The organism is Mycobacterium sp., assembly GCF_019243155.1.
GTDB lineage: Bacteria > Actinomycetota > Actinomycetes > Mycobacteriales > Mycobacteriaceae > Mycobacterium.
The window spans coordinates 1-2,355 of record NZ_JAFAUS010000535.1; the positions used below are offsets into that span (position 1 = coordinate 1).

2 protein-coding genes are annotated in these 2,355 nt (G+C 63.8%); one reads left to right on the top strand and one right to left on the bottom strand.

Annotated elements, in window-relative coordinates:
• A partial coding sequence (locus JOZ00_RS27230; protein WP_293350884.1) for a WHG domain-containing protein occupies positions 1-269 on the top strand: 269 nt, incomplete at its 5' end.
• Here JOZ00_RS27230 and JOZ00_RS27235 read toward each other — a convergent pair.
• Positions 266-1,906 (bottom strand): DHA2 family efflux MFS transporter permease subunit, encoded by a 1,641-nt coding sequence (locus JOZ00_RS27235; protein WP_293350886.1) that lies wholly within the window; start codon positions 1,904-1,906, stop codon positions 266-268. The two genes, JOZ00_RS27230 and JOZ00_RS27235, sit on opposite strands and share 4 nt — an antisense overlap.
• Positions 1,907-2,355: the final 449 nt, after the last annotated feature.

Below are 2,355 nucleotides of genomic sequence, written 5' to 3' on the forward strand. Positions count from 1 at the left end.
TCGCCGACCGCCGCGGGCTGTTCACGGCGCTGGCGACGGAAGGCTTTCAGCCGTTGACCGAGGCCCTCGTCGACGCGCGGGGCGACTTCACCGATGCGGCCCTGGCCTATGTTCGATTCGCCATCGACCACCCCGGCCACTACGAGGTGATGTTCGACAAGTGGTTGCTCGACGTCTCGGACGCCGGCCAGGCCGTCAACGCCCAGGTCAGAGCCATCGACCCGATGGAAACCGTGCGGCGGATCGCGACGATGCTGTTCGTCGGCTAGTCGTCGACGGCGTGGACCGCGGGCTTCTTCGGCAGGAACATCGCGGGGATGATCGTCGACGCGATCAACACGACAGCCAGCACGAACACGATCGTGTAGGCGTGGGACAGGCCGTGCACCACGGTGTTCGCAAAATCGGGGGCCAGGGTCTGCCTGGGAATCTCGGACGGATCGACCTGTAGACCGCGACGGCTGGCATCCATTTGGAGTTCCGTCAGCTTGTTAGAGGCGACTATGGCGCTGTTGCGATTGAACTCGTTCGTCAGGATCACCGCCATGAGCGAGGCTCCGACCGCGCCGCCGGCCTGCTGATTGACAGTCATCAGCGTCGTACCGCGGGCGACCTGGTGGGGAGCCAGGGCCTGCAGGACCGTCGAAGAGATCGGCGTCGTGGTGCACCCGATGCCCATGCCCATGATCAGCAGCCCGACCAGCAGGATCGGTGCATAGGTGGCTTGCTCTGCGACTCCGTACGTGAAGATGCCGAGGCCTGCGACCATCAGCGGGAGGCCGAGCAGCACGACCTTGCCTGCCCCGTTCTTGTCCGTGAATGCCCCGGCGAACGGCATCGTCAACACGGCGCCGATACCCACCGGCACCATGCGCATGCCCGCCTGCATCGGCGTCGCATGCAAGACCATCTGGAAGTAGCTGGGCAGCAGCACTCCGGTGCCGACAAAGGCGACCGAGAACACCAGCAGCGTCACGCTGGCGTTACTGACGACTCGGTTCTTGAATAACCGCAGGTCGATGAGCGGATTATCGGCGCGATACCAGACGTGGAGGACGAAGGCGACGATCAACGCGAGGCCGACGATCATCGGCAGTAACACGTACTTGTCGAACACGGTGTGCCGTCCCGGGATGGACGACACCCCGGCGAGGAAGATTGCCGCACCGGGCGACAACAGCAGCACGCCGACGACGTCGAGTGAGTCCGTCGGGGCTGGGCGATCTTTTGGAAACATGATCGCCGCAAGAGCGATCGCAGCCAGCCCGACGGGCAGGTTGACCAGGAAGATCGACTTCCAGCCGAAACTGCCGACAAGCCAACCGCCCAGGACCGGCCCACCGATCGGGCCGAGCAGAATCGGAATTCCGCCTACCGCCATCAAGCGGCCGACGCGCTTGGGGCCCGCTTCGTGGGTCAAGATCACGAAGCACAGCGGCACGACCATACCGCCACCGACGCCTTGCGCCACCCTGAAGACGATGAGTAGCAGGATGTTTGGCGCGAGCGCGCACAGCAGCGAGCCCAGGGTGAACATCAAAACCGACCACATGAACAGGCGCTTGGTGCCGAATCGATCGGCCGCCCAACCGGTCAGCGGAATCACGGTCGCGAACGCGAGCATGTAGCCGGCAATGGTCCACGACACGATGACCTGTGAGGCACCGAATTCGGCCATGAATGTGCGTTGCGCAACAGCGACGGCGGTGTTGTCCAGAATCGCCATGACACAGGCCAAGCCGCAGACGCCGGCAATCCGGAGCAGCGCCGCGTCCAGCTTGTCGGGATAGTCGCGTACGGCCGTACCCGGCGGTCGCGATACGGTCGGTCGTCCCGAGAGCCGATGCCTGCCGGTCACGTGGACACGGGGAGCGCGAACTGGCGTCTCCGTGGCGTCGCTTAGCATGTCGGTACCATATCGGTCCTGTTCCCGTCCCCAACGTCTTTTATTCGTTTTCGCTTTCGCCCCCTCAGGGTTCTAGCCGCTGGCGCCGTGCCTGGTAGTCGGCTTGAGCGAGTACTTCTTACCCGCGTGAACTGGACCGAAACGCCTTGGGGCGGGCTGGCGGATCTGGCGTTCGAGATGCGGCGCGAGGCTTCCGCGAAGCGGTGGGCCCCCACAACACGCCTGCAATTTGCGCGCCTCTCACCTTACTGTTTATCGCTGCCGCTGAAACTCGAATTGCTGGACTGCGGCACCCCCTTTTTAGTCGGTCGAGGGCGACCGCACTATTCACCCAATGTTTGGCTGGCCGGCTTCTTCGGGAGAAACGAGGCCGGGACGAAGGTGGAGAGCACCAGGACGACGGCGATCACGAATACCGCTGTATAGGCGTGTGATAGGTCGTGCTCGAC